Below are 26,045 nucleotides of genomic sequence, written 5' to 3'. Positions count from 1 at the left end.
ACGTCCGGTCCGAGGCGCGCCACGTTCGGCGCGGGAGTGGACAGCCATGGCGCGGGACGAGGTCGAGGAAGCGAGCTCCAACGAACTCAGCGAGAGCACGCCGGAGGGCAAATCCAATCCGGAGTTCGAAGCCACCCTCCTCAAGGACCCGGACAACGTGGAAACGTACCTCGTCTATGGAGACTGGCTCCAGCGCCAGGGCGACCCGCGCGGTGAACTCATCGCGCTCCAGCACGCGGCATCGAAGGCCGAGGGCGCGGAGGCCAGCGACCTCAAGCGCCGGGTGACAGCGCTCATCCAGAAGCACCAGGCGCTGCTGCTCGGCTCGCTGGCGACACCGTGGGCCGATGAGGAACTCTCGCTGGAGTGGCACCTGGGGTTCATCCGCGCCGCCAGAGTGGGTCGCAAGGAATACAACTCCACGCTCGATGTATCGGAGACGGTGTCGACGCTGCTTGCCCACCCCTCCGCGCGCTTCCTCAAGTCACTCACCGTCGGCATCGTGACGGCGGACGGGGGTAACGACTACGAAGACGTCACCCAGGCCATCATCCAGGCCAAAGGCTCATCGACGATTCAGAGCCTCTTCCTCGGCGACTTCGACTACCCCAGGGAATTGGAAATCTCCTGGACCTACCTGAACGGCGTCTCGGGGCTCTACGCGGCGCTGCCCCACCTGCGCTCGCTGCGGCTGCGCGGCGCGGCCCTGGACCTGGGCGAAATGGACCTGCCAGAGCTGCGCGACTTCACCCTCGAGACAGGGAGTCTGCCGTTGGCGGTCGTCAAGTCCATTGCCAGCGCGAACTGGCCCAAGCTGGAGAAATTGGAGGTCTGGTTCGGCTCGCGGTACCACGGCGCGGAGGGTGACGTAGAGGACATCCTGCCCATCCTCGACGGCATGGGGCTGCCAGCCCTCAAGTCCCTGGGCTTGTGCAACGCGGAGTTCACGGACGAGCTGGCGAAGGCGTTGCCCACCGCGAAGGTGCTCCCCCAGCTCGAGAAGCTGGACCTGTCCATGGGCTGTCTGTCTGACCTGGGCGCGAAGGTGCTCGCCGACAATGCCGAGGCGTTCAAACACCTCAAGCATCTGGACGTGACGGAGAACACGCTCACCCCGGAGGGGGTGAAGCAGGTGGCGAAGCTGGCGGACACCGTGGCGGCGGGCAACCAGCGCAACTACGACGAGGATGAGCGCTACGTCGCGGTGGGCGAGTAGCGGCCAGGTCTCGTCAGGGACGAATTTTCAGCAATCGCGGAAGCACCTCGCACATCGACAAACCGTGAAAGGGATACGACCGAAGCCAAAGGCTGGCGGCGTATCCCCTTTGTCATCGAGTCGGGCCGGCCCCTCTCGGCGGCACACACGTCTTGAACGGAGAATCCCTGTGCGCGTTGCCTCGTTCCTTGCATTCATTCCTCGCTTGCTCGCCCTGGGGTTGAGCCTCTTCGGTGCCCAGGCACTCGCGGGCTATGCGCCCTACGCTGACGGTCATGTCCTTCGCGCCTCCGACACCACGAACCGCTACGTGGTGGCGGGTGGCGCGAGGTTCCTCATTCCCGCAGGGGAGTGGATCCACTACGTCTTCGCCCCCTCGGTGACGCAGCCCCAGGCCACCATCAACACCTATGAGGTGATTCCCAGAGACGGCACGCTGATCCGCGAGCTCAGCGAGACAGCCATCTACGTCGTGGTGGGCGCGAAGGACTGGTGGGTTCCGAATCCCACGGAGCTGGGCTTCTGGGATGACACCACGAGCGTCAACAACGTCCCGACCGGGTCGCGGGACGTCTTCCCCATGCTCGTGTACAGCGCGCTGATCCAGGACCGCACGTCGAGCGACATCTATCTCTTCGTCGCGGGCGCGGTGTTCGCCGTCACAACCCCCGCGGACCTCGCCTACTTCGGCGGCTCATCCGCCGTGAAGGTCGTTCCCCTGGGCACGGTGGGTCAGTACTCCAATGAGGTGTATTGCGGAACGCTCCTCCGCGAGCGCTCGAGCAGCACCGTGTACTACATGGGGTATCGCTCCAGTTCCCCCACCATGTGGAAGGGCGAAGTGACGGGAGTCACCGCGGATGGCGTCGTGCCGGATGGCGCGCTCTCCTCGTTCCCGCTGCTCCCCGGCATTCCGTCCTGCATCTGGTAGTGCGCTGACTCCGAGGGGGCCGGGAGTTCGCCGGCCCCCCCTTCTCCGTAGAGCCACGCGGCCGCAGTTCGCCAGAAATTCACGTATTGCGACTCTCCCTTTCTTGGTAAACAAGTCAACGAAACAGTGAAACCGACTCAGAAAGGACCCAAGAGAATGCGCGCGCTGAACAAGCTCTTCGTTGCGGCGGTGTTTGTCCTGATGTCTGGCGGCTGCGGAGTCACTGACACGGACCTGGGCGGCGACGATGCCGCCCGTCAGCTCGAGCAGGACTTCGGCGGCCCGAGCGGTCTCATGGAGTTCTTCGAGCACCACACGGAGGAGGAGATCCGGGAGGCGCTCAAGCAGTACGGCGTCGGCTACGTCATCCACGGGGAAGTCTCACAGGCAGCCATCCGCGACTGCCCGAAGTACTTCCCGTCGGCCGACCGGAACATCTGGCACAACTTCGACGGCGAGTACTACTTCATCGACACGGCGGGCCGACCGAGCCGGGCGTACAAGAACCTGCCACCCATCACCGCCGCGCCGCGCGTCGACTCCTGTCAGACGACCGTCGGGCAGTGGGGCGACGCGGAGAACTCCAGCAACGACTATGACGGGGGACACCTCATCGGCTCGCAGCTCGGGGGCTGGGGCGGGCGGGCGAACCTGGTGCCTCAGGATGCCAACTTCAACCGTGGCAACTGGGTGCAGCTCGAGAACAAGATGGCCAAGTGCGGGAGCCTCCCGAGCGGCCGTATCCGCTACACCATCGGCGCGAACTACCCGAACTCCACCACGCTCATCCCCAACAACATGACGATGGAGCTCAGGAACCAGTCCTCGGGCGCCAGCGTGTCCCTGTCCTTTTCGAACACGGACGGCGGCGGCACGAGCGGCACGGCCACGCGGACCCGGGGCGTGGACTGGCTGACCAGCCAGGGCTGCAACTGAGCAGACCGTCGCAGTCGGACGCTATTCGCGCGCTTCACAACCGCGCGCAGGGAAGTCTGGTGTGCAGGCACCCTCCCGCGACACGCACGGGGGGGTGCTCGGAGCGAACGCGGTGGGACGGACATCGGCGAGGGTCGTGAGGACTGACGCCGTGTCGAGCGCCACCCTCTGAGTGCCGGGCGAGGCGCGGACCCCTGGGGACGATGCGTCCGAGGGGGCCGCGCCACAGCCCGTGTTGCTCGGCGACAGCAGCGCGAGGCCCGTGAGGCAGAGGGAATACAGCGCGCAGTCGACGACGTGTCGCAGGAGATGCACCGAGGCAGGTCTTTCGCGAGAGGAACCGCGGCCCAGTGCAAGTGGAGCGCCACGCGGCCTCCCGTCAGGTGTCGTACAGGCAGGTCCTCGCGTCGCGTGCGCGAGGGACGCAGCTCGCAGGCAGGGCGTTCCTCCAGGACGCACACCTCCCGCGATGTGACAAAGCCGCCCTCTGACGGGAGCGGCCGGCCAGGACATGCGCCGGGCCACGCTCGCCACAAGAACGACTCTCCGTGCTGGTACCTGTCCCTGGCGGAAGTCCGCGACGGCGCCGCCCGAAACGAGCGCCATGAAACCCCATTGACAGGTTACGGATTCTCGAACATACCTCCGCTCGTAACCTTCTTATCGGGTTACGGAGTTCATCCGACGCGGAGGCGCACCCATGCAGTTGGAAGGCAGGAAGGTGATTGTCGTTGGGGCTGGCTCAGGCATCGGCCGGGGCGTGGCCATCGCGGCGTCCGAGGCGGGCGCCCACGTGGTGCTGGCGGGCCGCAAGCGCGAGACACTGGAGGCCACCTCGGAGTTGATGAAGGGCCCCCGTGAGGTCCGTGTCCTGGACGCCACGGTGGAAGCAGAGGTGGCGGCCTTCTGTGAAGGGGTGGGCTCCTTCGACCATCTGGTGAGCACCGTGAGCCAGGGCGCCGTCGGACCCCTCTCCGGACTGGGCGCCGCCGCCATCGAGCGAGCCTTCGCCGCGAAGCTCTGGGCTCCCCTCTTCCTGGTGAAACATGCCGCGCCGCGCATCTCCCCGGAGGGCTCCTTCACCTTCTTCTCCGGGTTCCGCGCCTGGAAGCCCGCGGTCGGTACCTCCATCACCAGCCTGGTCAATGGAGGGCTCGAAGCCTTCACCAAGGCCATGGCCGTGGAGCTGGCACCGGTGCGGCTCAACGCCATCTCTCCGGGCGTGGTGGACTCCGGCTCCTTCTGGGACCGGCTCGGCGCCGAGGCCCGCGAGCGGCTCTTCGCGGACTACGCCAGCAAGGCTCCTGCCCGCCGCGTGGGGAGGACGGAGGACCTGGCCGCCGCCACCCTCTTCGCCATGACCAACCCCTTCCTCACCGGCACCGTCCTCAGCGTGGACGGCGGCGGGGTGCTGATGTGAACGGACGAAACCCGATGACTCGAAGCCCATTGCGCGCCCTCCCCACCGTGTCCCTGCTGCTCCTGGCGGTGTTGCTCCCCTCACGAGAGGCGGACGCCGGGGAGAAGTCCTTCAAGGAGCAACTCGTCGGGTCCTGGACGCTCGTCCTGGTCGACAACGTGCTCCCGGATGGGAAACGCGTGCAGCTCTACGGTGCCGAGCCCCAGGGCCTCCTCATGTTCGATGGCCGGGGGCGCTACTCCATCCAGATCCTCCGAGCGGGACGCGCCCGGTTCGCATCCACCGACAAGAACCAGGGGACACCGGAGGAGAATCAGGCCACCGTGCGCGGGACCAACTCCCACTTCGGCCGGTACTCGGTGAACGAGGTGGAGCGCACCGTCACCTTCCACATCGACCACGCCTCGTTCCCGAACTGGGAGGGAACGCAGCAGCGGCGCACCTTCACGCTGACGGGCGACGAGCTGAAGTACATCGTCCCCGCGCCGACGACCGGTGGAACGGGCGCCGTCGGCGAAGTGAAGTGGAGACGCGCGAAGTAGCCGCGACGCCCGCGAGCACCCTCCCCTTTTCGTCCCGGGGGCCTGCCTCTGGACCAGCAGGTGGCGAGTTCCCGCCGATGAGGCGTGTCAGCCGACCAGGAGGCGAGGCTGATCGACGAGGTGCTCCGTGTTGGACTCGTTGCTCGACCGCTCCCGCCTCGCGTTGGGGCGGCGGGCCACGACAGGGGCGCTCCCGCCGAGCCAGTCCCACTTCTCTCCGTCCCAGAGCTGCTCGCGCCAGGTGAGCTGTGCCGCGGCCTCGCGCGCCTTGTCTCCGTGCGCGATGAGCGCCCAGCCCGCGCGTGACTGCTTGCACTCACCACTCTTGAACTTGAGCAGGCGGCGGTGCCCCAGGGCTTCCTCGCGGTCCGCGTCCCAGAGCGCCTGCTGCTTGCCGCCCGGCCCCTCGTAGTCCACGCCGTTCCACTCACACCAGGCGATGACGTCCTTGAGCCGGACCAGCTTCGCGCTCCTCGACAGCGAGAGTTCCGTCACGGCCGCCACGAGGAGGCCTGGGGAGATGACACGCATGGAAGAAGCCCCGTTGCAGGTCAGCGAATGCAGCCAACCTACTGCGGCGGTATAGGTGGAAGGTCCATGGCGACTCCATGCCTTTGTCATGGTTCTGTCATGGCGCACTGAGCGCTTGACTCACGGCGTTGAAATCAGCGCGCGGCGTCATCGCACGACGCACTCCGACAGGGCCCGCGAGCCCCCACTGCCGGTGGCACCGGCGCGCAGCGAGGGTGAGGGCCGGACTGGTGGCACAGGCCGAACACACCTGGAGTCCACGAGCCATCCGCGGCCCCCGTCCTCCCGGGGTGGTGGCTGGAACCGACTCAAGCAGTGATCGGCTGTCTGCCAAAAGGCGTGCGCTCACGGGCTTCAATCAAAGACTGTGATTGCCCATCTCCCTGCCCTTCCTGGATACCCTCCGCATCCACTGACCGGGGCGGGCCCCTCTGGAGTGTTCCCATCCTCGGCACGAAGACGGTGAGGGCTGCCTGAGACGGTGGGTGAGTTCATGGGGGCTCGAAGGACTCGGACGGAGACTCGGGGCGAACCCCGCGAGAACGAGGGACTGTCACTTTCATGGAGTGCTAGCATTCGCCGCCGCCGCGCCGCCAAGGCTCGCACTCCCTCCCGCGTCATGAGCTGGCGCTGGGAGTCAGGTGGGGTCCTGGCGCGCTTCGAGGGTGGGGACTGAATGAGCACAGGTCGTGTGATGGGATTCGAGGCGCGTTGCGCCCTGCTTGCGGTATGGGTCTGTGTCCTGGGGGTGTCGTGTGTGAAGCGCCCCGTGGACTACGCGCGGGAACATGCACAAACCCTCGCGCCAGCGAAGCTGGAGACTTCGTCGCAGTCCTCGGCGGGTCCGGTTCGGAAGGTTCGGGTCCGCGTCTACGCGGATGCGGACTACCGGGAACAGGTGATTCGCTGGCGAAGCAGCATCGTGTCCCAGTTGCAACGCGCGAGCGCGGTGGTGCGAGGGCCGCTGGGCGTTGTCTTCGAGCTCGAGTCGACGCGCGAGTGGGCGCATCGCGGCGTCGAGGGCGAGCTGGAGGGCTCCCTGGCCGCGCTGGAGCTGGCGGACCCGGGTGAGGACGTGGACCTGGTGGTGGGCTTCGTCTCCTCGCTCAAGTTCTTCTCCTCCGCGCAGCATGAGCTGGGCATGGCCCGGATGTTCGGGCGCCACTGTGTGCTGCGCGAGATGGGAAACCCGGAGGAGGTCCGCGCCATGATGGAAGCGCTGATCCACCTGCCGGCGGACGAACAGCAGACGCTCTACCAGCAGCGCAAGGCGCACAAGGAGACGTCCGTCTTCCTCCATGAGTGGGCGCACACGCTGGGGGCCTTCCACGTGCGCAGCTCGCACTGGATGATGTTCCCGAGCTACGCGCCGAATCAGGCGGCCTTCGCGTCGCAGACCCTGGCGTTGCTCGCCACCAGCCTTCGCCATGCGTCCGCGGGTCGTCGAGATGACGAAGCCGCGCGGGCCTGGGCGACCGAGCTGGGTGGGCAACTGGCCTCGACGACCTCGCCGGACTGGGAAGGTCCGGAGAAGCAGGCCGTGGTCGACTGGCTCGCGAAGGTCCGCGAAGGCAAGGCGCCGCTGGTCCAGCACGAGCCCAAGACGACCCTGTCGCCGGACGACCGGCGTCGGCTCAACGAAATCCTCGCGCTCGAAAAAGAGGGGCGTGTCGAGGTCGCCGCCCAGCAGATGGAACCCCTCGCTCGACGATACCCGGAGGACGCCCACCTCCAAGGTCTTGCCTGCTACCTGGACACGCGGGTCGCCCCCAAGCTGCCGGCGACCCGCGAGAAGTGCGAGTCCGCCGCCGAGAAGTTCCCCGACCAGGCCGCCGCCCTGCTTCAGCTCGCCGTCCTGGAGCTCCACCAGGAGCGGCACCTGGAGGCGCAAGGCCACCTCGTGCGCGCGCGGCAGCGGATGGAGGCAAACCCAGGAACGCCGCCAGAAGCCTGGGGAGACCTCGCGGCGCTCTTCAAGCAGTCCTCCGCGCTCACCTGGGCCGAGCAGGCCACCCAGAAGATGGGCAATGGGTCCCGGACCGAGCCGTTGCGGACGTGGGCCCTGCAGACGCGACGATGGATGGCGCTGCCGGTCGATGCGACCGTGAGCGGTGTCGCGGTGGAGCGGGAGGGAGAGCTCATCCGCGCGGTGAAGGACGTCGAGGTGTACCTGGACAAGGGGCCGGCGACGAAGGCGCAGGCGCGGCTCGCCTGGCTGAAGCGGGAGTTCCCGCGCGCGGCGGTGCAGCACGTACTCGACTGCGAGGTCCACATGCGCGCGGGCAGGTCGGGGCCCGCGCGAGCGGCATGTCGGCGGGCGGTGGCCGCGCACGAGGAGGCGGTGCAGGCGCACTTCATCCTCGGCTGGCTGGCCTCCACGTCCGGCCCTCGCGAGGAAGCACGGACACACCTGGAGCGCGTCGTGACGCTGGAGCCCCAGCACATGGAGGCGTGGCGACTCCTGGCGGACCAGTACCGTGCCGTGGGGATGACGGAAGCGCTGAAGTCGCTCCAGGGGCGGTATCGCGAGCGGTTCTCCCAGGAGCTGCGCTGACGCGCGACGCGCCGATAGAAAGCGGAAGCGGGCCCGGCTGGCGCTCCAACAGGACGCCCCGGGCCCGCGGTGTTTCCTGGCGCCAGCGCCGGGCTACGGAGTTCCGGGCACCGTGAAGGCGAAGCGGATGTACTGCGAGTTGGTGCTGGAGCTATGGGCGACGCAGCTCCGAGCCACGCTCGACGCGGGAATCGCGATGTTGAGCTGCTGCGTGTCGGAGTACGTCACCGTGGCGCTCACCGGCGAGCCATTGCAGACAATCTGCCCCACCGAGAATCCGTTGACGCAGCTGAGCGAGTTGAAGCTCGCCGTCCCGATGCTCGGGTTCGAGCTGGTGAAGTTGGAGTAGTAGAGCTCCAGGTAGTGCAGCCCTCCCGCCGCGCCCCGGTCCACCGCGCTCCCCACCGGAAGGGCGGCACAGGGACACCCCTGGGGACTGGTGTTGGACTGACACTGCGTCGCGTTGACCGTTCCCCCACCGCAGAAGCCGCAGCTCAGGTTGCAGACGAACGCGATGGCGGAGAAGCCCGCGGGGCACCCCAGCCCGCATTGCGTGATGGTTCCGCAGTTGGGCGTCACCGCGCACGTCGTCGCGTTCGAGTTGTTGAAGTTGCAGGCCAGCGCGCCACAGGCGAAGCGATCACAGTAATAGGCCGTGGGATGCTGCCCAGGCGGACAGCCAATGCCACAGATGGCCTGCTCGGAGCTCTCCTCGAAGGACGCCTCGTCCTCCAGGTCGGACTCGGTGCCGACACAGCCCACCAGGAGAGACGCCAACAGGACACAGCCAAGGGACTTGAACATGGGTGCCTTTCCGCGCGAACGCGAAGGACGCCCGTTCAGTCAATCCCAGCCCGAGCGCCTGAATTCCAATTTATCATGAAATTCAAGCATTCTCCGCCGGGAGGCATTTCCATCAAGCGTTGCGCGGGAGCAGCTCATGGAGGGCCTCGGCGACGAGCCCCGACGCGCCTCGCGCCGCCGCCACCAGCGTGTCGCGGATGCGGCCGAGGGTGGCGGGCTCCACGCCCTCCAGCGCGCTGAGCGCGGCGCCAACCTTGTCCGGGTTTTCGGCGGACGCCAGTTGGGCTGCCAGGAGCGAGGCGGCCTCCTGGGGAGGCGCCCCGACGCGCAGCAGGGCCACGGCGGCGCAGGCGGCCACCGCGGGGCTCTCATCCTGGAGGCGCTTGCGCAGCGCGGCCACGGTGGACAGCGAGGACAGGCGCCCCAGGCCCAGCAGGGACACCGCCTCCAGGCGGACGGGCGGCTGGGGGTCCTCGGCCGTCTTCAGCAAGACGGGCTCCAGGGAGGCCAGCTCCGGGGCGGGCTTGCCCTCTCGGCGGCCCTCCTCCACCAGGCTCCGCAGCGAGGTCAGCGCCAGGTACTGCCGCGTCCCCTCCGCCCGGCTCACCTGGTCGAACAACGCGGGCAGGGCCACCTCCGGCGCGGCGGAGGCGAGCGAGCCCAGCGACTCCAGCGCGGCCCCCGCCACGGACTCCGAGTCGTCCAACACCGTGAGCAGGCGAGGAAGCAACGACACCGCCGCCTTGCCCACGCGGCCCACACAGCCCGCGGCGACTCGACGGACCGAGGCCTTCGCGTGGCCCAGGGCTCCCTCCAGCGCGCTCAGCGGCAACGGGGCTGCCCGGTAGAGGTTCGCGATGAGCAGCGCCGCTTCATCCAGCTCGGGCGCATCAACGTCGATTCGAGCCACCGCGGTCAGCACCGCCTCCAGCGCGGGCTCGGCCAGCTGCGCCTGCGGCGGCCACCAGGACGTCTGGAGCAGGCGGAGGATGGGACCGTGGGCGGCCGAGCCAGCCCGGGCCAGCTCCTTCACCAGCAGTTGTGCCGCTCGCTCCCGGACCGCCTCATCGTCCGCGCAGAGCGCCTCGCCCAGCACTTCGAGTGCCGCCGCCACGTCCTTCGGGTTCGAGGTGGAAAGGCGGGATACCCACTCATCCAGGGGACGGACACGGTTCACCAAGGCTCCTCGAAGAGAATCACCCGGGTGGTACCACGGGCGGGTGCGCCGAGGGTGCCAACCGTTCCCTGGCGGCGGCGGGACTGTCCGTCAATCCCCTGCACGCGAGCGATAGGCTCGAGGCGAGACGCCGAACGCTCGCGTGAAGCTCGCCGTGAAGTGGGACAGGTCACCGAAGCCGGCCTCCAGGGCGACGTCAGTGACTCGAGCGCGCGTCATCCGCAGGGCCGTCGCCGCCGCTCGAAGCCGCGTGGCGATGACGAACTGTCGAGGCGTCTGCCCTGTCATCGCCCGGAACACGCGCAGGAAGTGGAAGCTCGCGAGCCCCGCGACGTGGGCCAGGGTCTCCAGGGAACAGTCCTCCGCGCTGTGGGTCTCGATGTAGCGCAGGCTCCGCGCAATCCGGCGCGCCTGCGGCTCCGAGACCGCCAGCGACGCCTCCCCCGGCTCACACCCCAGCGTCAGCGCCGTCCCCATCACCGTCAGCGCCGCCTCACGCAGGGCCTCTGGTTCTCCACTCGCCAGGGCGTGATGCGTGAGCAGGACGGCCTCCGCCGAGGCGACCGAAGCGGGGATGCAGACCCGCGCGAAGGGACGCTCGGCATGCGCGTGGCGCCCCAGCGAACGCAATGCATCCTCCAACAGCGACTCCGAACAGTCGAACACGATGGAGCGGTCTCCCCCATCATCGACATGTCGGTACTCGTACGGGGCGGAGCGGTTTCCCAGCAGCAATGCTCCGGGCCCCACCACGGCGGCCCCCTCGCGAGCACGGACGTGGAAGACGCCTGACAACACCACGCTGATCCGGACGCGAGGATGCTGCCCGCCGAAGGCAGGGCTCCGCGCCCCCTCCTGACAGACACAGTCCCTGACGTCGAAGGCCTCGCCCTGCCCGAGCAGGTGATAGCCACCAGGGCGCCCGGGCAGCGTGGACGGAGCCGACGCAAGATTCCCAAAGTTTCGCCTCATGCCCGGATGCTACCGCTGACCTCCCAACGACGGAATGCACGTCCAGGAGGGACTGACGATGACCGGAAGGCAGTGGATGCGAGGGGTTCTCGGAGTGCTGAGCCTCACGACGCTGGCATGTGGCGCCCATTCGGGAAGCATGGCGACGCCTCGCGCCGCCTGTACGCCCGAGCTCTACGGCGCGGGCCTCTTCACCACGGGCGCCTGGGACTTCTTCATGGCCTTCTCGCCAGACCAGCGCCGCGTCCTCTTCGGGAGGGCCGACGACAGCTTCGAGCGGTACACGATGTACGAGACGCGGCTCGGGGACGACGGGGTCTGGTCTCGCCCCGTGCTCCCTCGCTTCGCGGACCAGTGGAGCAACGCGGATCCCCACCTGTCGCCCGATGGGCGCACCGTGTACTTCATCTCCAATCGACCCCAGCCCGGCGAGCCCGGTCCGCGCGCGTCGTATGACATCTGGGCCGCGTCCCTGGGCACGAACGGCGAATGGGAAGACGCACGAAGACTGCCCGCGCCCGTCAATGACGCGAGCCTCGACGAGTGGTCACCCGCGGTCGCCGCCAACGGCAACCTCTACTTCGGAGGCGAGCGCGTGGGCACCCTCGGAGGGAGCGACCTCTGGGTCTCCCGTTGGGTCGACGGCGCATACCAACCGCCAGAGAACCTGGGCGGGGCCATCAACTCCACGGTCCACGAGTTGGAGCCCTGGATTGCTCCGGACGAGAGCTATCTGCTCTTCAGCGCCCTGCGCCGCGCGGACGGGCTGGGAGGGTACGATTTGTTCCTCAGCCGCCGGGTGAACGGCAACTGGGAGCCCGCGCGGCGCCTCTGTGAAGGGCTGAACACGCGCGCGAGTGAGTACAACCACAGCGTGTCTCCCGACGGGAAGTGGCTCTACTTCAGCAGCACCCGCCCCTTCACGGGGGACGTCGGAGAGCGCTTCGACACGCCTCGGGACGAGGGCTCGCTCAAAGGCATCGGGGGCGGCACCGGGGACATGTACCGCATCCCCATGAGCGAGCTGGGGCTGTAGGTCAGTCCTTCGAGCATGGGCCTGGGCGAAGCACTGACGAATGAGGCGGCCTCCTCGGAAGGAAGCCGCCTCGCAGCCATGCGCCGTATTCCTACGGCAACGCGCTCGCAGGCAGCTCGACCACGTACGAATCGATGTCCGTGTCGCTGCCGTTGCCCCAGTTGGAGTTGAAGAGCACCCGCGTGAAGTCACGGTTGACGCTGGCGACCGGCTCCGTCCAGTAGCCGTTCGAGGCGGTGCGGTGGTGGGCGAGCGTGTAGACCGTCGGATTGGCCTTGAGCTGCACGGCCATCACCTTGCGGTGCAGCCACTGCAGGGCGCCGCCGTAGTCGGCATAGGTGCTGACCACCACCCATCCGGGTTTGGCGAACGCCTTGCCGGAGATGTGCAACGCCGTCGCGGTGCCGCTCACGTACGTCGGGAACAACGCCGTGCGAACACCCGTGCGAATGTTCAGCATGAACACGTCGCCCGCGTTCGACTGGTAGTCGACGGCCACGAAGATGTCGTCGCCATTGGCGTCCAGCGCGATGTCCGAGTGCTCGGACTTCGAGAGCAGCTGAGTCCTCGCGCTGAAGTCGCGCGAGAACGCCGCCGTGCCCCGCGCCCCGTCGCCAGACACCACGCAGTAGTTCCCACTGGGGGACATGCTCACGTGGTCGGGACGCTCGCCCAGCGTGTCATATGTGCCCAGGATAGTGTTCGTGTCGCGGTCCCAGGTGAACACGCCCACGCTGCTCCAGTCGCTCGTGTCGACCATGAAGCACCAGTAGCGACCATCCGCCGAGGGAGAGCCCTCCGACTTCGTCCAGGCCGCGTTCGCCGTCGGCCACCGGGCCTTCAACCGCGCGGCGAAGTCCCCCACGACGCGGGTCGCCCCGGTCGTGACGTTCAGCTCGTGGAGCTTCATGCCAACGCCGTTGGTGGGCAGGTAGTACAGCAGGTCGGGGTTCGTCGGGTGCCACTGCGGCTCCGCGTCCCCGGCCGGCCCCGACAGCTGGTTCAGCCGCGCACGGGTGTTGGCGTCGTACACATGCCAGGCCCCATTCAGGGCATAGACCAGTTGCTTCGTGCTGTTCGCGTTGAAGGCCTGACGGCGCGAGTAGTCGTTTCGGGCAAAGCCGGAGACGCCATCCGCGGCGTGGTCGGTGGTCCGTACGAGACACGTCTTGTACGTGGGCTCCGTCACCGCGACGCCCTTGGCGGGCTCCGCCAAGGTGGGAATCGGGTGGGCCTGACGAACGCTGGAGAGCGCGAACCCCGAGGGATAGAACGTGGCACACGCGGGGCTGAGCTCCGGCACCGGCACGGGCTGCGTCTTGCGCTGGCACGTCTTGAACTTGCCGGGCGCCGGGTCCGGATTGAAGAAGCAATACACACTGCCCGCGGCCAGCTCCTTTGTCACCCAGGTCTCGCCGAGTCCGAACCGGACGGTCGACGGCTGGGTCAGCGTGAACGACTGATACTGGTTCGCGACTGTCTCCCATCCCTCCGGAGCGAGCGTCGAGTCGACCGCCGCAGGGAGTGGGCCGGGAGGCACACCGCCCTCGTCCGCTCCGTCGCCGCAGCCCACCAACGCCAGACACACCAATGCCATCACGTCATGCTTCAAGGCAGAACTCATGTTGAACGCTCCTCATTGAGTGGAGACCACGGCACCGCGCCACGCGCGGACACGCATGGGTCATGGATTCGGATGGGAAAGCGGGCCCCCTACCCGCTCGAGCACGGGGGCCCCAAGTGCGCCGCGTCGTTACTGCAGCGCGTTCGCCGGCAGCTCGACCACGTACGTGTCGACGTCCGTATCGCTGCCGTTGCCCCAGTTGGAGTTGAAGACCACCCGCGTGAAGTCGCGGTTGACGCTGGCGACGGGCGTCGTCCAGTAGCCGTTCGGCGAGGAGCGGTGGTGCGCGAGCGTGTAGACCGTCGGATTGGCCTTGAGCTGCACGGCTAGCAGCTTGCGGTGCAGCCACTGCAGTGAGCCACCACCGTCGGCATAGGTGCTGACCACCACCCAGCCCGGCCTGGCGAACGCCTTGCCCGAGACGTGCAGCGCCGTCGCGGTGCCGCTCAGATAGGTCGCGAACAGCGCCGTGCGCACGCCCGTGCGCAGATTCACCATGAACACGTCGCCTTCGTTGGAGCCGTAGTCGATGGCCACGTAGACATCTTCGCCATTGGCATCCAGCGCGAGGTCCGAGTGCTGGGAGATGCCGAGCAACTGGGTCCTCGTGCTGAAGTCACGCGAGAACGCCGCCGTGCCCCCCGCCCCATCGCCGGACACCACACAGTAGTTCCCGCTGGGGGACATGCTCACGTGGTCGGGCCGGTCACCGTGGGTGTCGTACATGCCCAGGATGGTGTTGGTGTCGCGGTCCCAGGTGAACACGCCCGCGCTCACCCAGTCCGTCGCATCGACCATGAAGCACCAGTAGCGACCATCCGCCGAGGGGGAACCTTCCGCCTTCGTCCAGGCCGCCATCGCGGCCGGCCACCGGGCCTTCAACCGCGCGCCGAAGTCACCCACGACGCGGGTCGCCCCGGTCGCGACGTTCAGCTCGTGGAGCTTCATCCCAATGCCATTGGTGGGCAGGTAGTACAGCAGGTCAGGGTTCGTCGGGTGCCATTGCGGCTCCGCGTCCCCGGCCGGCCCCGACAGTTGCTTCAGGCGCGCGCGGGTGTTCGCGTCATACACGTGCCAGTACCCGTCGAGGGCATACACCAGTTGCTTCGTGCTGTTCGAGTTGAAGGCCTGACGGCGGGAGTAGTCGTTCCGAGCAAAGCCGGAGACGCCGTCGGCGGTATGGTCCGTGGCGCGTACGAGACACGTCTTGTAGGTCGGCTCCGAAACAGCGACACCCTTCGCGGGCTTCGCCAATGCGGGAACGGCGGGGGCCTGACGAGCGCTGGAGAGCGCGAAACCCGAGGGGTAGAACGTGGCACACGAGGGGCTGAGCGCCGGCTCCGGCACCGGGTTCTGCTGCGTCTTGCGCTGGCACGTCTTGAACTTGCCGGGCGCCGGGTCCGGATTGAAGAAGCAATACACACTGCCCGCGGCCAGCTCCTTCGTCACCCAGGTCTCGCCGAGTCCAAACCGGACGGTCGAGGGCTGGGTCAGCGTGAACGACTGATACTGATTCGCGACCGTCTCCCAGCCCTCCGGGGCGATCGTCGAGTCGACCACTTCAGGGATGGATTCTGCAGGCACGCCGCCCTCGGGCACCGCGTCTCCGCAGCCCATCAAGGCGAGACACACCAACGCCACCGCGTTGCACTTCGAATCAGGATTCACGTTGAGTTCTCCTCGTTGTTTCAACTTCGAAACTTCGATGAGACTATTCGTGAATAATCCGATCTTCAAGTCTTAGCTGTTTTTCTTGTATTATGAGATATGTGTTGTTTCACTCTGCGAAATGACTGTAATTGCCGCCGTGAGCCGGAATGCCCGGCGCGACCCTCCGGTTGTGCAACCTGAATCGCAAAGCAAGCGTCAGACCAACCAGGGGGCGCACCCCACCCCTGTGAAAACAGGTCGCTCATGCCCGGTGCGACAGGATCATGGGGTGGACTGCTCCCCCCAGACTGCCGGGTGGTCCCCTCATTCTCGGCCCCGGCGGCGACACCGGCACGCACGGAACCGCGAATTGCGTCTGACGCGATGTTTACAGCATGCGCATACCAACAGTTCCTGAGCTGCATCTAGACAGGGATGACGCTCCAGCAGGCCGGTCCGCCACCAGAACCGTCCGGAGAGTGGGAGTGCCACCACGGGCCCGCCTGGCCGGCTGGCGTCCTCCGCACCACCCTGGTCGGCACCAGCCTTCCAGGCGAGGCATGCGAAGCCGCCGGGACCTGCAAGCGCGCTCGCGAATGAATATCGATTCCAGAGCCCATGTGGATCCAGATCGGAAAGAGCAACTCACCCGATTGCGAAGCCGCCGCCCATGAAGCCATCCAGGAGGCACTTCGCGAAGGGGATGACGCGCGCTTCGCCCTCGTCCTGTGCACGGACCAGTACGACGCGGCATCCCTGGCGTCCGCGGTTCAGCGGGAGCTGGGGGATATTCCCTGGGCCGGGTGCAGCGCGGCGGGCGTCTTCGCGGGAGCCGAGTTGTTGCTCCAAGGGCTGGTGGTCGCGCTCTTCCGAGGGAAGGACTTCCAGGTGGGCGTGGGAATGGGCGGGCCCGTCAGCGAGGCCCCCAGGCTGGCCGGGCGCTCCGCGGTGGCGCAAGCCGTCGGAAAGCTGCCCCCCAAGCCCCCCGAACATCGGCGCGCGTTGATCATCCTCCCAGACGCGCTCAGCGGAAACCCCACCGAGGTCGTACGAGGGGCTCAGCAGGAAGCAGGCGCGGGCATCGGCTGGGTGGGTGGCGGCGCTGGCAACAACCTCCAGCTCGTCAAGGCGGCCCAGTTCACCGAGGGCCAGGCCTACCGGGACCAGGTGGTGGTGATTGCCCTCGACACCCTGGCCCCCATCGGCGTCGGGATTCAGCATGGGTGGCATCCGTACGGCCCACCCACCCAGGTCACGAAGGCCCGAGGAGCGACCGCCGTCGAGCTCGAGTACGAGTGCGCGTTCGAGGTCTACCGGCGCACCGCCGCGAGTCGGGGAGACGTGCTCGACGTGAAGGGCTTCGCCCGCTTCGCGATGACCCACCCGCTGGGGATTCCCCAGGCCAATGGGGAGTTCGTGATTCGAGACCCGCTCGCCGTCGAGCCCGACGGCGCTGTCCGCTGCGTCGCCGAGGTTCCGGACGGCTCGCTGGTCCGGGTGATGGAGGGCGAGCGCGCGGAACTGCTCGACGCCGCGGCCCGCGCCGCCACCCTGGCGCGGGAAGCCACCTCAGGCGCGCTGGGCGGCGCGGTGGTGTTCGATTGCATCTCCCGGTACCACATCCTGGGCGAGGAGTTCCGCGACGAACTGGCGCGCTTCCAGGATGCACTCGGGGAGGACACCCCGGTCGTGGGCTGCCTCACGCTCGGCGAGGTGGGGGCCCTGGGGGGAGGCGTTCCACAGTTCCACAACAAGACGGCGGTGGTGCTCGCCCTTCCGGGGTGATGGACCCATGCGGGACATGGTGGACCACGAGGCGAACACGGACCAGAAGCTCACCGAGGAGCGCCTCGCGCTCCTGAGTGTGCTCCAGGAACTCACCGTCGCGGCGCTCGACCTGTTCGATCCGAACAAGTCCGCGGACACCTTCCTGGACCGTCTCGCGGAGCGCTTGAGCTGCACCGTGGCCCTCTGGCTCCAGGAGGATGCGCGGGGGCGGGTCCATCTGCTGGGCGCGAGCGGCCTCTCCGCCGCCTCCCGCCGCCTGCCGATTCCGGGTCCCCTGGAGCAGCCCCTGGCGCCATGCCCCGCCTCGGTGGACCTGCCCTACCCGGAGCTGACCTCGCCGGAACTCGCGTGCTGGTCCGTGCCCGTCATCCCCGGAACGACAGACGCGGGACGCGACTCCAGCGTGCTCCTGCTGTACTTCGACCAGGAGCCTCGGCTGCCGCGCCAGTACCGGGGCATGGTGGAGCGCCTCGGCGGCGTCCTCCGCACCGCGCTCATCCACCGGCGACTCTTCGCGCGCACCCTGGACAGCGAGCGCGACCTCCACCAACAAAAGACGCTGTGGGAGTCCCTGAGCGAAGCCTCCGTCGAGGGCATCCTGATCTCCTCCCCTGGCGGCGGGACGCTCACGCACAACCGCCGCTTCGCGCAGATGTGGGGACTGGAAGAAGACATTCAATCCGCCTCTCGCGAGGCCTTGCTCCGCGCGATGGCGGAGCGCGTGGAAGAGCCCGCACGGTTCACCGCGCGCTCCCGCGCCTTCTCCGAACACGAGAACGCGTCGGGACAGGACGAACTGCGGCTCAAGGATGGCCGGGTGTTCGAGCAGTACAACGCCCCGGTGGTGAGCGAGGACGGTGTCTATTATGGGAGGGCCGTCTACTTCCGGGACATCACCGCTCGACAGCGCACGGAGCGGGAGCTCCAACGTGAGCGCGATTTCAGCTCCGCGGTCCTGGATACGGCTCGCGCGCTGGTGATTGTGCTGGATCCGGAAGGACGCATCGTCCGCTTCAACCGGGCGTGCCAGGAGGTGACGGGCTTCTCCTTCGAGGAGCTCCGCGGTGCGTATTTCTGGAAGCGACTCCAGCCTCCCGAGGAAGCCGCGCGCGTCGAGACGGACTTCGCCGTGCTGGCCTCGGGCATGGGGAACGAACAATACGAGAGCTTCTGGCTGACGCGGGACGGAGAGCGGCGTCTCATCTCCTGGGCCAGCAACGTGCTGCGTGGCGAGACGGGAGAGATTGAGTATGTCATTGGCACCGGCATCGACATCACCGAGCAGCGCCGGGCCGAGCAGGAGCGCGACCAGACGTTCCAACGCGAGCAGCAGGCGCGCGCGCGGGCCGAGGAGCAGGAAGGAAAGTCCGCGTTCCTGGCGGCGGCCTCCGGAATGCTCGCCGGGTCGCTTGCCCCCGAGGACTCCTTGCGGAGCGTGGCGGAGCTGACCGTCCAGCGGTTCGCTGACTGGTGTGCGTTCGATCTCCTGGAGCCGGATCACACGGTCCGGCGAATCACGCAGGCCCAATCCGAAGCGCTTGTCGCCAGGGCTGCTGCGAAGGTCGATCTGCCGCCTCCGGACCTCAAGGCCGCGCAGGGCCCTGGCAAGGTGCTGCGCACCGGCGAGCCGGCGTTCTTCCCGATGGGGGACACCTCGGCGCCCTCGGGAGACGTCCCGTTCCGGTCCTGGATTTCGGTGCCGCTGCTCGCCCGGGGCCGGACGCTCGGCGCGCTCACCCTCGCCCGCGAGTGCGAGGGCTGCCAGTACGGCCCGGCGTCGCTTGTCCTCGCCCAGGAGCTTGCCCGCCGCGCGGCGATGGCCGTGGACAATGCCCGGCTCTATCAGCAGGCCCAGACGGCGGTCGGCCTGCGCGATGAGTTCCTCTCCATTGCGTCCCACGAGCTGAAGACCCCGGTGACGTCCCTTCAACTGTCCGTGCAGGGCCTGCTGCGCCTCTCCCGGCTGGGGACGCTCCGTGCCGCGCCGATGGAAACCGTGGCCCACTCGCTCGAAACCATTGAGCGACAGGCGAAGCGGATGGCCAAGCTCGTGACCACGCTGCTCGATGTCTCGCGCATCCATGCGGGGCGGCTCGACCTCGAGCTCGAAGAGGTGGACCTCGCGGCGCTGGTCCGCGACATCGCGGCGCGCTTCTCCCCCGAGCTGGCCACCTCGGGGGCCCGGCTTCGAGTGCATGCCGACACGCCGATGCCTGGCGTGTGGGACCGCTCACGGCTCGATCAAATCGTCACCAACCTGCTCGCCAACGCCATCAAGTACGGCGAAGGAAGGCCCATCGACATCGCGGTCGAAGGCAACGCCGCGACAGCGCTGCTGGAAGTGAGGGACCAGGGAATTGGAATCCCACCGGAGCGACAGACACGAATCTTCCGGGCTTTCGAGCGTGCGGTGTCGTCGCGACATTACGGAGGTCTGGGGTTGGGCCTCCACATCGTGAGCCAGCTCGTCGAAAGGCTGGGCGGGTCGGTTCGGGTCGAGAGCGAGGCCGGGCGTGGGTCCACCTTCACGGTGGAGCTTCCGCGTCAGGGGCCCCCCGTGCCCCCGTTCACCGCGAGCCGTGGGGCGCCAGACCGTGTCTGACGGATGCAGGTGGCGCAAGTAGGAGAAGATGCGCGCCACCTGCACCATGGCGAGGTAGTTGACGGCGGGCTTGTCATAGCGAGTGCCAGTGGCTTGCTTGTCCTTGAGGTGCCCGACAACGCGCTCGATGACGTTGCGCTGGCGGTCGAGGCCCAGGTCAAATCGAGCACGGCACCGCGCCGCCGCTTGCTGGCGAAAGCTCGGAACGCCCTGCGGAACCGGGGCAACTTCAATCAAGCACGCGCGCATCTGCCCCGGACAGGAATGTTGGAGGTCGGACGGAGTCGAAGTGGACGCGGCTGCACGGTTGCAAACGGTTGCGTCATCGTCTGCCAAAGCGCGGCCTCGAATCGGCGCGGGGGGAGCCCATGAGTCTGAAGGCAGTGACGTGGATGGCGGTCCTGATGACCGCATGCGCATCCATGCCGGAGCAGGTCGGCGACGCAGCGTTGCTCGACAATGGCGTGGAGGACTCCGCGGATTCCTGCGCCAGGTCGGCAGCGTCCGGGGAGGAAGGCGGATGCTATGCGCCCGCCTGTGGCGAGGAGGCGTGTGGACTGTTCCGATGCGAGGACCTCGCGTCGCCTCCGCTCGCGCTGAGGTTTCCACCCGCGCAGACTGGCGGCGCTACAGCCCGCATTCAGCGGTACTGGGGTGGCGCAGTGCCGTTACCAGGGCGGCAGCCCGTCTTCGTCATCCCATGGTACCAGCGCGAGGAGCTGCCGAGCGTCAAGGCGGCGCGGAAGGCCATCGCCGAGTGGACGAGGAGGCCGAAGGAACGTCACCACATCTTCCCCCGCGCCTTCGCTGGGTACTTCGAGTTCGTCGGCATCAACATCCACCAGTACACTCTGCTGGTCGCGGTCGATGAACACCATCGAGTCCACGCGGGCGAGAATGGTGGCCCGTGGAATCGGGACTGGAGGAAGTGGATTGATGCGAACAGGTTCACGGCCACGCGCGACGACCACTTCAAGCAGGGGGCGCGGATGATTTCAAAGTATGGGCTCATCGGAATGCCAATGACGTACTGGCAGACCCTGCGGCTGTACTCCGCCGGAGAATGAGTGATGCGGTACTACACACTGCAGGAACGCGAAACGGTGCGGTGGAGTGGGGGGTACGACATGGGCAGGCGCTGGCAGCTGCCCGGCGTTTCGTGCCCCACATGCGGCAACACGTGGGGAGGAGGAGGCTACGACTACCCAGCAGTGGATTTGTCGAAGCTCGGTGGGGGAGCAAAGGCCCTTGAGCGCCCACGGTGCGTCCCGTGGGCCGAATTCACGGCGCTGCGAGCGAACGTGTTGCCGCTGGTGCCGCGCGGCGCGGTGGTGACGCCGGGGTCGGGCTTTGGCCCGTTGACGGGGCGGGCACAGGGACGGTTCGGTCCCGTGAGCGTCCACATGCCGTGGACACTGCTGGTGCGACCGGACGTCGTGCGGTGTCTCGACGGACTGACCGGAGCTGTTCCGGTCCCAGCGACTTTCCGGCGTGCTCGGAGCGACGGCGAACTGTTCGAGTTGCAGGTGATGCCGGGCGGAAAGCTGGTTGGCGAGGACCGCCACAAGCCGTGCACGACCTGTGGACGTGCCAGCTGGGTCCTTCCGCCGCCCGAGAGGCGGCGCCTGGCTGTTCCACCATCGACCGATTTCGCCCGAGCAACAGCGAGTGTAGTGGTTGTAAGCGAACGTGTTGTTGAGCAGCTTGAGCGGCAGTTGGAAGAGTCCGACGTCGTCGCGCTCGATGTGAGTGGCTCACCAGGGTACGCGAGGCGGTCCAACGTCGTCCCGCCCGCATGATGTCGGGGACTGAAACGGTGCCGCTGCTCTGGAAGGTAGCCGACCACTCACGCGGACATGCCCAGGGACGGGAGCGACGTCGCGTCGCCCCTGCGCACGGCTCCAGGTGACACGCCCATGAAGCGCTTGAACGCGCGACTGAAGGCCGCTTCGGACTGATACCCCATGCGCTCCGCGAGCTCGGCCAGCCCGGGGCGCTCCTCCTTCAGCGCCGTATGCGCGACGTACATCCGCCACCGCGCGAGGTAGTGCATGGGCGGCTCGCCCACCATCCGCGTGAAGCGCGCCGAGAACGCCGAACGGGACATCGCGACCCGCGAGGCCAGCGAGGCCACCGTCCACGGACTCGTCGGCTCGCGGTGGATGAGCGCGAGCGCGCGCCCCAGTTCGGGGTCCTGCAGCGCCCCCAACCAACCCGTGCGCGCACCGGAGCCCTGGGCCATCCACTCTCGGAGCGCCTGGACCACCAACACGTCCGCGAGCCGGGTGATGACCGTCTCTCCTCCGGGCCTCAACTCCTTCGCCTCGTCGGCGATGAAGCGCAGCGTGCTCTGGAGCCAGTCCATACGGGGTGAGCCTGAAGGCTCCACGCGGATGACGCTCGGCAGCAGCGTGACGAGGTGCCGGGCGGCGGGATGGTCCAACCGCACGACCCCGCAGATGAGCGTCGTGGGTGTCCCTCCTCCACCATGCCGCAGGACGGAGTAGCGCTCGCTCACGAGTTCCTCGGGGAGCTCCTCCAGCTTCCGCGTCGGCCCCCCGCGCTCGCTCGACACGCGATGCCCCTCTCCATGGGGCAAGAGCACGAACGTGCCCGGCTGGAGCAGTTGGTCTTCCACACCATCGACCTCGAGCCAGCACTGTCCCGACGTCACGACATGGAACATCAGGCTGCCCTTCATCACCGGCAGCGCGAGCCCCCACGGCGCCGTCAGTTCCGAGCGGCAATAGAACGTGCCGCTCATCCGCAGGAAGTGCAGGGCCTCGCCGAGCGAGTCCACCGAGGGCATCAGGTTCTTCATGTCCCGAGTATCCGCCCCACCCTCCCCGTCGTCCATCCCAACCTGGACGAACGAGCATGAATCAGCGACTTCGCATCATTGAGAGTCCTGGCCCGTGCCCCGATATTGGACTCCAGGCAAGCCAATGCCACGGGGCTCAAGGCCCCAGGGAGCACACATGTTGACGGTGATGGGAGCGACCGGGAACACCGGCAAGAAGGTGGTGGAGTTGCTGCTCGCGGCCGGGCAGGACGTCCGAGCATTGGGCCGCTCCGAGAGTCGACTGGCGGAGCTCGCCACGCGCGGCGCGCAGGTGCTCGTGGGAGACCCGGGCGACGCCGCGTTCCTGGCGAAGGCGTTTGCCGGCGCCGAGGCCGTCTACACGCTGCTGCCAGCGGACCGGGAGTCGCCGGACTACCACGGGGACCAGCGGCGCAAGGGCGAGGCCATCGTCCAGGCCCTCCGGGACAGCGGCGTGCGACATGTCGTCGCCTTGAGCAGCCTGGGCGCGGAGCAACGAGAGGGGACGGGGCTGCTCGCCACGCTCCATGCGCAGGAGGAGCGCCTGAAGACGCTGGCGGACACGAACGTGCTGCTGCTGCGTCCGGTGTCCTTCTTCGAGAACTTCTTCGATGCGCTCGCCGTCATCGAGCACCAGGGCGTCAACGCGGACTCCGTCGAGCCGGACCTCGCCGTTCCGATGATTGCGACCCGGGACATCGCCGACGTCGCGGCGAAGGCGATGCTGCATCGGGACTGGAAGGGCCTCGCCATTCGGGAGCTGCTGGGCCCCAGGGACCTCAGCTATCGCGAGGCCACCCGCATACTCGGAGCGCGCCTGGGCAAGCCTGGGCTCGAGTATGTCCGGCTCGCCCCCGCCGAGATGACCCAGGCGCTCGTGCAGGCCGGAATGTCAGAGACGTTCGCCGGGCTCTATGTCGAGATGACCCTCGCCTTCAACGAAGGACGCGTCAGGCCTCGTGCGGGGCGGACCGCGCACAACACGACACCGACACGGTTCGAGGACTTCGTGGAAGAGTTCGCGCTCGCCGCCACGACGAAGTGAATGGAGACGGGACGGATGATGGAGACGGTGCTGCGAATCCTGACGTGGGTGTCCGTGCTCGGCTGCGGGCTGATGGCGGGCGTGTTCTTCGCCTTCTCGACGTTCGTGATGAACGGCCTGACACGGTTGCCCGCGGCGCGGGGCATCGCCGCGATGCAGGCCATCAACGTCTCGGCGGTGTCGGGCCTGTTCATCGCGGCGTTCATCGGCACCGCGCTCACCTGCGCGGGACTGGTGCTGTCCTCGCCGGGCACCTGGAGTGACCCTCATTCGCGAGAACGGCTCCTGGGAGGCGCCATCTTCCTCGTCGGCTGCTTCGGGGTGACCGCCGCCTTCAACGTGCCGCGCAACGACGCGCTGGCCGCGCTGAACCCGGACAGCGCGGACGCCGCGCTCCACTGGGCACGCTATGTGTCCGGCTGGACCGCGTGGAATCACGTGCGGACGGTGGCGTGCCTCGCGGCGACGGTGCTCCTGACGCGCGCGCTCCGCTGAAGACTTTCGACTCGCGCACTGGCGACGTGGGAACCCCGCCCCGTCGCCAGCACCCGTCAGTCGATCTTCGCCACGCGGCTGCGGTCGCCGAGGAACTCCTCGACACCGTGGGCAATCGCCTTGGCCACGTCCGTCTGGTAGGCGCTGGTGGCCAGGCGCTTCTCCTCGTCCAGGTTGGACAGGAACGCGGTCTCCACGAGGATGGCCGGCATCTTCACGCCGAGCAGCACGTAGAACAGGGCCTCCTTGTGGCCCAGCCCCTTGATGTCCGTGTATTTGGTCGACAGGGACGTCACCAGGCTGCGCTGCACCTGGTTGGCGAGCCGCGAGGACTCCTCGGTGTTCGCCTTCGTCGCCAGGTCCGCCAGGATGAACTGGAGGTCGCTGATGCCCTTCTCGGACGACGCGTTCTCCCGCGCGGCCAGCCGGATGGAGTACCGGTCCGCCGACGTGTTGAGCGTGTACGTCTCGATGCCGCGCAGCTTCCGGCTCGTCGCCGCGTTGCAGTGGACGGAGATGAACAAGTCACCCCGCTCCGTGTTGGCGAACTTCGCGCGGTCCTCCAGGCGGATGAAGCGATCATCCTCTCGCGTCAGGACAACTTCCAACCCGCGCTCGCGCAGTTCGTCCGCCAGCTTGAGGGAGATGGAGAGCGCCACGTCCTTCTCGCGCGTCCCCTCCTTGCCGATGGCGCCCGTGTCGTGACCGCCGTGTCCCGGATCAATGACCACGCGCCGCACCTTGAGGCCCAGCTGCTCCGCCAACGTCAGCTCCGCCCGGCGCGACTGCTTCGCCACCGCCTTGAGCCGCGCCTGCGCGACCTCGTCATCCACGGGACGCGTGATCGGATTGGGCGGCTCGACCACCGCGGCGGCGACCTCGATGCTCTTCGGCGCCACCTCGGCCTTCGGCTTCTCCGCGACAGTCGACACGGCCTGGACGGGCTCGGCCTCCGGGCGACGCTCCTGCGGGCGCGGCGTGGAGACCTTCGACGAGGCCACCTCGACCGGAGCCACCACGGGCTTCGACGCCACGGCGACAGCGGGAGCCTTGGAGGACTGCTCCTTCGCGGCCAGCGCGGCGGCGACGGCTTCATCCAGCCCCTTGCCCTCACCGGACGACTCAACCCCCACGGGAGCGCTGGGGTCCAGGCGGGGAATCATCGGGGACGGCTCGCGGGCCAGCTTCTCGATGGCACCCACCAGCGCGGACGCCGGGCGCTCCGACGGCGTCTCCACCCGAGCGACCGCCGTGGCCTTCTCCTCCTGCACGGGCGTCTTGTTCGGCACCGGCGTGGCGGGCTTGCCGCGCGACGGAGCGGGCGCGACGGGAGCGCCCTTGGGCGTCGGCAGCGAGGCCAGCAGCGTCTTCATCTCCTTCGCCTGGTCGCCCTTGCTGTTGATGGCGAGCATGTCCGCCAGCACGCGGCGCGCGTCCTCGGGCCGGTCCATCCGGTGGACGTGGATGCGTGCCAGCGCCAGCGCGGCGTCGTCCGCCAGCCGGTGCTTGGGGTAGTCGCGGCTCAGCTTGTCGTAGTCGGCGATGGCCGACTTCAGGTCCTCTTCGACGAAGGAGATGCGGCTGAGTTCCTGGAGCAGCTCGCCCGCGGTGAAGAGGGCGTCGGGCGCGCGGTCGGACTTGGGGTGGCTCTTCGCCACCGCCTCGAACTTGTGCACCACGTTGAGCCAGTGGTGGCGCAGCTTGCGCCGGGCCGCGTCGTCCTTCAGCGCGTAGTACGCGCGGCGAGCCCCCTGGTACGCGGCCTCCGCCTCATCCCGCTTCGCGGCCCCCACCGTGCCCGGGACGAGCAACAGCAGCATGGGCAGCGCGAGCAAAAGGCGTGGGCACATGAAGAACCTCCGGCGAACTGGGAGCTACAGGCGTGTGTCACACGGCCCCAC

General features: G+C 67.9%; 21 protein-coding genes. 13 read left to right on the top strand and 8 right to left on the bottom strand.

The window, feature by feature from the left end:
- Positions 1–46: 46 nt before the first annotated feature.
- The 5 genes from HUA75_RS12015 (at position 47) to HUA75_RS11995 (ending at position 5,045) form a co-directional block, all read left to right on the top strand.
- On the top strand, positions 47–1,216 hold the full coding sequence (locus HUA75_RS12015; protein WP_174486436.1) for a TIGR02996 domain-containing protein: 1,170 nt from the start codon (positions 47–49) through the stop codon (positions 1,214–1,216).
- 169 nt (positions 1,217–1,385) lie between these two features.
- Positions 1,386–2,147 (top strand): hypothetical protein, encoded by a 762-nt coding sequence (locus tag HUA75_RS12010; protein WP_141646536.1) that lies wholly within the window; start codon positions 1,386–1,388, stop codon positions 2,145–2,147.
- Between the two features lie 156 nt (positions 2,148–2,303).
- Positions 2,304–3,083: a DNA/RNA non-specific endonuclease gene (locus HUA75_RS12005; RefSeq protein WP_174458318.1), complete on the top strand. Its 780-nt coding sequence runs from the start codon at positions 2,304–2,306 to the stop codon at positions 3,081–3,083.
- A 700-nt stretch (positions 3,084–3,783) separates the two neighbouring features.
- A complete protein-coding gene (locus HUA75_RS12000; protein ID WP_141644657.1) occupies positions 3,784–4,503 on the top strand; it encodes an SDR family oxidoreductase in 720 nt (239 codons plus the stop codon).
- 14 nt (positions 4,504–4,517) lie between these two features.
- Complete coding sequence (locus tag HUA75_RS11995; RefSeq protein WP_174486435.1) at positions 4,518–5,045, top strand: lipocalin-like domain-containing protein; 528 nt, start codon at positions 4,518–4,520, stop codon at positions 5,043–5,045.
- Positions 5,046–5,132: 87 nt separating this feature from the next.
- Here HUA75_RS11995 and HUA75_RS11990 read toward each other — a convergent pair whose 3' ends face one another.
- Entirely contained in the window at positions 5,133–5,576 is a 444-nt protein-coding gene (locus HUA75_RS11990) for a hypothetical protein (RefSeq protein WP_141644656.1), read from the bottom strand.
- Between the two features lie 757 nt (positions 5,577–6,333).
- Here HUA75_RS11990 and HUA75_RS11985 point away from each other — a divergent pair.
- Positions 6,334–8,130 (top strand): matrixin family metalloprotease, encoded by a 1,797-nt coding sequence (locus tag HUA75_RS11985; protein ID WP_141644655.1) that lies wholly within the window; start codon positions 6,334–6,336, stop codon positions 8,128–8,130.
- Positions 8,131–8,223: 93 nt separating this feature from the next.
- On the opposite strand, the gene HUA75_RS11980 is transcribed toward HUA75_RS11985, so the two are convergent.
- The 3 genes from HUA75_RS11980 to HUA75_RS11970 all read right to left on the bottom strand — a co-directional run bounded on the left by HUA75_RS11980 (position 8,224) and on the right by HUA75_RS11970 (position 11,083).
- Entirely contained in the window at positions 8,224–8,934 is a 711-nt protein-coding gene (locus tag HUA75_RS11980; protein ID WP_174478121.1) for a hypothetical protein, read from the bottom strand.
- A gap of 112 nt (positions 8,935–9,046) precedes the next feature.
- Complete coding sequence (locus HUA75_RS47900; RefSeq protein WP_174486434.1) at positions 9,047–10,111, bottom strand: HEAT repeat domain-containing protein; 1,065 nt, start codon at positions 10,109–10,111, stop codon at positions 9,047–9,049.
- A 90-nt stretch (positions 10,112–10,201) separates the two neighbouring features.
- Positions 10,202–11,083: an AraC family transcriptional regulator gene (locus HUA75_RS11970; RefSeq protein ID WP_174486433.1), complete on the bottom strand. Its 882-nt coding sequence runs from the start codon at positions 11,081–11,083 to the stop codon at positions 10,202–10,204.
- A 139-nt stretch (positions 11,084–11,222) separates the two neighbouring features.
- On the opposite strand from HUA75_RS11970, the gene HUA75_RS11965 reads away from it, so the two are divergent.
- Positions 11,223–12,119, top strand: a complete 897-nt coding sequence (locus tag HUA75_RS11965; RefSeq protein WP_254627499.1) for a Xaa-Pro aminopeptidase — start codon at positions 11,223–11,225, stop codon at positions 12,117–12,119.
- A gap of 91 nt (positions 12,120–12,210) precedes the next feature.
- Here the strand turns inward: HUA75_RS11965 and HUA75_RS11960 are convergent, their stop codons facing one another.
- Together HUA75_RS11960 and HUA75_RS11955 are read right to left on the bottom strand one after the other, a co-directional pair.
- On the bottom strand, positions 12,211–13,743 hold the full coding sequence (locus HUA75_RS11960) for a hypothetical protein (RefSeq protein WP_174486431.1): 1,533 nt from the start codon (positions 13,741–13,743) through the stop codon (positions 12,211–12,213).
- 129 nt (positions 13,744–13,872) lie between these two features.
- Positions 13,873–15,411, bottom strand: a complete 1,539-nt coding sequence (locus tag HUA75_RS11955; protein WP_371746096.1) for a hypothetical protein — start codon at positions 15,409–15,411, stop codon at positions 13,873–13,875.
- Between the two features lie 600 nt (positions 15,412–16,011).
- Between HUA75_RS11955 and HUA75_RS11950 the strand changes: the two genes are divergently transcribed.
- The 4 genes from HUA75_RS11950 to HUA75_RS47895 all read left to right on the top strand — a co-directional run bounded on the left by HUA75_RS11950 (position 16,012) and on the right by HUA75_RS47895 (position 21,582).
- Positions 16,012–17,178 carry an FIST signal transduction protein gene (locus HUA75_RS11950; RefSeq protein WP_141644649.1) on the top strand — a complete coding sequence of 389 codons (1,167 nt, stop codon included), beginning with the start codon at positions 16,012–16,014 and terminating at the stop codon, positions 17,176–17,178.
- Between the two features lie 7 nt (positions 17,179–17,185).
- The gene (locus HUA75_RS11945) at positions 17,186–19,783 is read left to right on the top strand and encodes an ATP-binding protein (RefSeq protein ID WP_254627498.1); all 2,598 of its coding nucleotides are present in this window, start codon (positions 17,186–17,188) and stop codon (positions 19,781–19,783) included.
- Positions 19,784–20,151: 368 nt separating this feature from the next.
- Positions 20,152–20,850, top strand: a complete 699-nt coding sequence (locus HUA75_RS11940) for a TIGR02269 family lipoprotein (protein ID WP_174486430.1) — start codon at positions 20,152–20,154, stop codon at positions 20,848–20,850.
- 3 nt (positions 20,851–20,853) lie between these two features.
- On the top strand, positions 20,854–21,582 hold the full coding sequence (locus tag HUA75_RS47895; protein WP_174464384.1) for a double-CXXCG motif protein: 729 nt from the start codon (positions 20,854–20,856) through the stop codon (positions 21,580–21,582).
- Positions 21,583–21,629: 47 nt separating this feature from the next.
- Here HUA75_RS47895 and HUA75_RS11930 read toward each other — a convergent pair whose 3' ends face one another.
- Positions 21,630–22,604 carry an AraC family transcriptional regulator gene (locus HUA75_RS11930; protein ID WP_174486429.1) on the bottom strand — a complete coding sequence of 325 codons (975 nt, stop codon included), beginning with the start codon at positions 22,602–22,604 and terminating at the stop codon, positions 21,630–21,632.
- Between the two features lie 157 nt (positions 22,605–22,761).
- On the opposite strand from HUA75_RS11930, the gene HUA75_RS11925 reads away from it, so the two are divergent.
- Entirely contained in the window at positions 22,762–23,649 is an 888-nt protein-coding gene (locus tag HUA75_RS11925) for an NAD(P)H-binding protein (RefSeq protein ID WP_174486428.1), read from the top strand.
- 15 nt (positions 23,650–23,664) lie between these two features.
- Positions 23,665–24,144 (top strand): DUF1772 domain-containing protein, encoded by a 480-nt coding sequence (locus HUA75_RS11920; RefSeq protein WP_141644645.1) that lies wholly within the window; start codon positions 23,665–23,667, stop codon positions 24,142–24,144.
- Positions 24,145–24,200: 56 nt separating this feature from the next.
- Here the strand turns inward: HUA75_RS11920 and HUA75_RS11915 are convergent, their stop codons facing one another.
- On the bottom strand, positions 24,201–25,994 hold the full coding sequence (locus HUA75_RS11915) for an N-acetylmuramoyl-L-alanine amidase (RefSeq protein ID WP_174486427.1): 1,794 nt from the start codon (positions 25,992–25,994) through the stop codon (positions 24,201–24,203).
- Between the last annotated feature and the right edge of the window lie 51 nt (positions 25,995–26,045).

This window comes from Myxococcus sp. CA040A, from assembly GCF_013336725.1.
Lineage (GTDB): Bacteria > Myxococcota > Myxococcia > Myxococcales > Myxococcaceae > Myxococcus > Myxococcus llanfairpwllgwyngyllgogerychwyrndrobwllllantysiliogogogochensis.
The sequence above is the reverse complement of the archived record's forward strand: the minus strand, read 5'-3'. Positions and strand labels throughout refer to the sequence as shown.